The organism is Streptomyces palmae (assembly GCF_004684805.1).
In the GTDB taxonomy this organism is placed as follows: Bacteria; Actinomycetota; Actinomycetes; order Streptomycetales; family Streptomycetaceae; genus Streptomyces; species Streptomyces palmae.
Genome location: NZ_SRID01000584.1, coordinates 1 through 2,617, shown reverse-complemented (window position 1 = coordinate 2,617; position 2,617 = coordinate 1). Strand labels below are relative to the sequence as shown.

The following is a 2,617-nucleotide window of genomic DNA, read 5'->3' as shown; positions in this document are numbered from 1 at the left end:
CCTCCGGTACGTCCCCTCCCCCCGCTCCGCCGTCCGGCCGGCCGGCCCTCTCCGCTCCCGTACCGGAACCCGAGGCCACCCCGCCTTCCGATGCCCGCGCCGCAGGGGCGTACTTGAGGATGCGGAAGCGGTGGGTCCCGACCGGCTTCCCACCCGCCCGGACGTCCATCCGCGTGGTCACGAAGTAGCCGGTACCCAACCGGGTGGTCTTGCGGGAGGACACCGACTCGATCACCGCGTCGAAGGTGACCGTGTCGCCTGGCCGCAAGGGGCGTAGATACTCCTGCTCGCAGTCGGTGGCCACGACCGAGGTGCACCCCGCTCCGTCCAGCAGGGTCAGCAGCTCCTCGTACGCGGCGGAGCGGTCGGCATGCCCGGACAGTCCGCCCATCGTCCACGCCTGGAGCATGGTGGGCGGCGCCATGGCCGGGTACCCGGGGTGGGTGTCGCCCATGGCCTCGCACCAGTGCCGGATCATCGGCTCGTTCACGGGGTCCTTGCCCCGTCCCCCGACCACCGCGGGGCTCCCCTCGAAGGCCCGTAAGCGCTCGTACAACGCGTCGTCCATCGGCGCTCCCGGTCGTCGGCGGTGCGACAGCGCAAGTTTTCTGACTATCCGTCAGCTCATTCCGCACTGTCAAGCTCCCCTCGCCTCCTCGGCGAACGACCGCGCGGTGGCACCGAGATGCCACCGCGCGGTCCGACCGTCCTACCTCACCTGGTCCCTTCGGTCACCGCATCACCACGCCTCTCCTCATCCGCGCGTCCCTTCGTGCCTCTCGCAACCCCCACCGCGGTCTCCCCTACCGCGGGCCTTGCCCCCATGCGGCGACCACGCGCCCTCCGCCTCGCATCGGCGGGGCCACGGTGTCGCACCAGCAGAATTCCCGGGCCATCCCCGACACATCCCTCCCAGAGCCCTGATTCCCTCGCACGTATGAGCACCTGCTCTTCAAACATCCCACGCACCCACAAGCCACCAGAACTCGACGATTCCCGGTCCGAATACGCATGCCGTTTTGCGGTCGTACGCTCCACTCTGGCCGACGGAGCGTCAGACTCCGTAAGAAAATCGGCTCATGTGATGCACGAACCGACGCCTCCGGACGCTAGAAGGGCAGAGGGAGTAAACGGGACCCTCTCGGGCCGGGACGGGGCGGCCTGGCGTATCGAGCAGAAGGACAGCACGTCCGGTGAACTCTCAACTCGCAGCAAACCTCGTCGCCGCCGCGCTCGCCGTGCGGGTGTTCGGCAGTGACCTCCTGGCCCTGCTGCGCCGCGCCGCAGCGGCCGGCGTACGACTCGGGCTCTCGGAGCTCCACCGCAACCGACGCGGAGAGGGGGCGCGGTGACCAAGGACCTCTCGCGCCGTCGCACCACGTCGATGACCGGACTGCCCGACCAGCTCCCGGTGGACTTCCGCGCCTTCCACCAGCTCCACCGCCCTGCCTACGTCCACCGCGCCGCCAGCCTCCTCAACAACCACAGCGATGCCGAGGAGGCCGTCGACACCGCCTTCGAACAGCTCGCCCGCGACTGGGACAAGGTGCTGGCGATGGAGAACCCGGCGGCCTACGCCTGGACGGTGATGAAGAACCGGGCGATCGACCTGGCCCGGGCCCGCGGGCGACGCCCCTACCTGCTGCAGTCCGCCGCCTTCGAGACCCTGGCGCTGCGCACCGCCGTCGACCCCATCGGGCAGCTCGAGGAGAGCATGAGCCTGTGCCAGGCCGTACGGGACCTCCCCGAGCGACAGCAGGACGTCATCATCCTCTGGTACTTCCACGGCTACACCTCGGCCCAGATCGCCACCCACCTGGGCATCACGGCCGCCGGTGTCCGCTCCACCGCCCGCTCGGCCCGGCGCGCCCTGCACGAGGCCCTGGTCTGCAAAGGAAGCGCTGATGACCTCGCACATTGACCTCGTACTGGCTCGGGCCCTGACCATCGCGGAACCCACCGACATCGAGGCCGCGGAGAGCCGTATCGCGGCCCGGCTCGCCGCCACCCACCGCGCCGAGGGCGAGCACATCCGGCCCTCGCCCGGCGCGACCGACCCCGCGGCCACGGTGCCCCCTCAGCGGCAGCCGGCCAACCGCATGTCCCGCGACCTGCGCACCCTGTGCGAGGCGATCATCGCCCGCCCGGACGCCCTCGCCCTCCTGCGGGAACTCCTCACCCGGCGCCTCCTGGAACCACCGGGCGCCAGGGTGCTGGGCTGCGTGCTCCATCTGGCCTCGCACACCGACTCGGCGCAGTTCTGGTGGCAGTTCGCGGCCGGAGCCGGCGACCCCGCGGCGGCGTACTGCCTCTATCTGCACCACATGGCCATGGGCGAGGACGCGGTGGCCCACGGCTGGCTCAACTGGTGGCACGAGGTCGCCTGCACCCGGGTCCCGCCGGTGCTCGACCCGCTCCACGAGGATGCCGAGACCGACCACGAAATGGCCATCGCCATACGCGTACTGCGCGCCCTGGGCAAGGAACGCGACCTGCCGCCGGCGGCGCGCGCGGTCCTCGCCTACGTCCCCCAGGCGGTGGATTTCGTCGACGACCTGGAGCTGGACCTCCCCCTCCCCGAGCCCGACTTCGCCGGCCGCATCGAGTCCCTCACCGC

General features: G+C 70.8%; 4 protein-coding genes. 3 read left to right on the top strand and 1 reads right to left on the bottom strand.

Annotated features, from left to right (window positions below; translation table 11 throughout):
• The coding region (locus tag E4099_RS31205; protein WP_167828550.1) for an FAS1-like dehydratase domain-containing protein at positions 1–568 on the bottom strand (568 nt) is incomplete at its 3' end.
• 625 nt (positions 569–1,193) lie between these two features.
• Between E4099_RS31205 and E4099_RS33380 the strand changes: the two genes are divergently transcribed.
• From E4099_RS33380 to E4099_RS31195, 3 genes are all read left to right on the top strand, one after another.
• Positions 1,194–1,352: a hypothetical protein gene (locus tag E4099_RS33380; protein ID WP_167828549.1), complete on the top strand. Its 159-nt coding sequence runs from the start codon at positions 1,194–1,196 to the stop codon at positions 1,350–1,352.
• The gene (locus E4099_RS31200) at positions 1,349–1,921 is read left to right on the top strand and encodes a sigma-70 family RNA polymerase sigma factor (RefSeq protein WP_342451960.1); all 573 of its coding nucleotides are present in this window, start codon (positions 1,349–1,351) and stop codon (positions 1,919–1,921) included. Before E4099_RS33380 ends, E4099_RS31200 begins: the two co-directional genes overlap by 4 nt.
• Positions 1,905–2,617 (top strand): hypothetical protein (locus E4099_RS31195; protein ID WP_135342462.1); only part of this gene is annotated, 713 nt, incomplete at its 3' end. The genes E4099_RS31200 and E4099_RS31195, both read left to right, overlap by 17 nt.